Genomic DNA, 1,273 nt, shown 5'->3' with positions numbered 1-1,273 from the left:
CCATAAGAAAAACCAAACCCTTTCGAGTTTGGTTTTTTTGGCAATTGCCTGGTTAACGACTAAAGCTAAATCAGTCTTTAACGTTAGCAACAACACCAGCACCAACAGTACGGCCACCTTCACGGATTGCAAAGCGTAGACCTTTGTCCATGGCGATTGGGTGGATTAGCTCAACGCTCATCTCAACGTTATCACCTGGCATAACCATTTCAGTGCCTTCTTGTAGGGTGATGGCACCAGTTACGTCTGTGGTACGGAAGTAGAACTGTGGACGATAGCCATTTAGGAATGGGGTATGACGACCACCTTCTTCTTTTGATAGCACGTATACTTCTGCATCAAACTTGGTGTGTGGGGTGATTGAACCTGGCTTAGCCAATACTTGACCACGTTGAACTTCTTCACGCTTAGTACCACGTAGTAGGATACCACAGTTCTCACCTGCACGACCTTCGTCTAGCAGCTTACGGAACATCTCAACACCAGTACAGGTAGTTTTTGCAGTTGGTTTGATACCGATGATTTCGATTTCATCACCAACACGGATAATACCTGACTCAACACGGCCAGTTACAACAGTACCACGACCAGAGATTGAGAATACGTCTTCGATTGGCATTAGGAATGACTTATCGATGTCACGCTCAGGCTCTGGGATATATGAATCTAGCGTGTCTAGTAGTTCTAGAACAGCAGGCTCACCATATTTACCATCTGAACCATTCAATGCTTCTAGCGCTGAACCTTTGATGATTGGGGTGTCGTCACCTGGGAAATCGTAGTCAGATAGAAGTTCACGAACTTCCATTTCAACCAATTCTAGTAGCTCTTCGTCATCTACCATGTCACATTTGTTCATGAATACCATGATGTATGGTACACCAACCTGACGAGACAATAGGATGTGCTCACGAGTTTGTGGCATTGGGCCGTCAGTTGCAGAAACAACCAAGATTGCGCCGTCCATCTGTGCAGCACCTGTGATCATGTTTTTAACATAGTCAGCGTGGCCTGGGCAGTCTACGTGTGCGTAGTGACGCGCCGCAGTATCATACTCGATGTGAGATGTGTTAATAGTAATACCACGTGCTTTTTCTTCAGGGGCAGAGTCGATAGCAGCGTAGTCTTTTGCTTCACCACCGTGGTGCTTAGCAGCAACGGTTGCGATAGCAGCAGTTAGAGTGGTTTTACCATGGTCAACGTGACCGATGGTACCAACGTTTACGTGTGGTTTTACACGTTCAAACTTGGCCTTTGCCATGATGGTTTCCTC

Annotated in this window: 1 protein-coding gene; it reads right to left on the bottom strand. The window is 46.3% G+C overall.

All coding sequences use genetic code 11. From position 1 onward, the window contains the following. Window positions 1-70: 70 nt before the first annotated feature. On the bottom strand, window positions 71-1,261 hold the full coding sequence (gene tuf / locus B0180_RS10015) for an elongation factor Tu (RefSeq protein ID WP_078256771.1): 1,191 nt from the start codon (window positions 1,259-1,261) through the stop codon (window positions 71-73). Window positions 1,262-1,273: the final 12 nt, after the last annotated feature.

This window comes from Moraxella canis (assembly GCF_002014965.1).
Taxonomy (GTDB): domain Bacteria; phylum Pseudomonadota; class Gammaproteobacteria; order Pseudomonadales; family Moraxellaceae; genus Moraxella; species Moraxella canis.
Note: the sequence above shows the minus strand (reverse complement) of the source record. Positions and strands in the feature narration are given on the sequence as shown.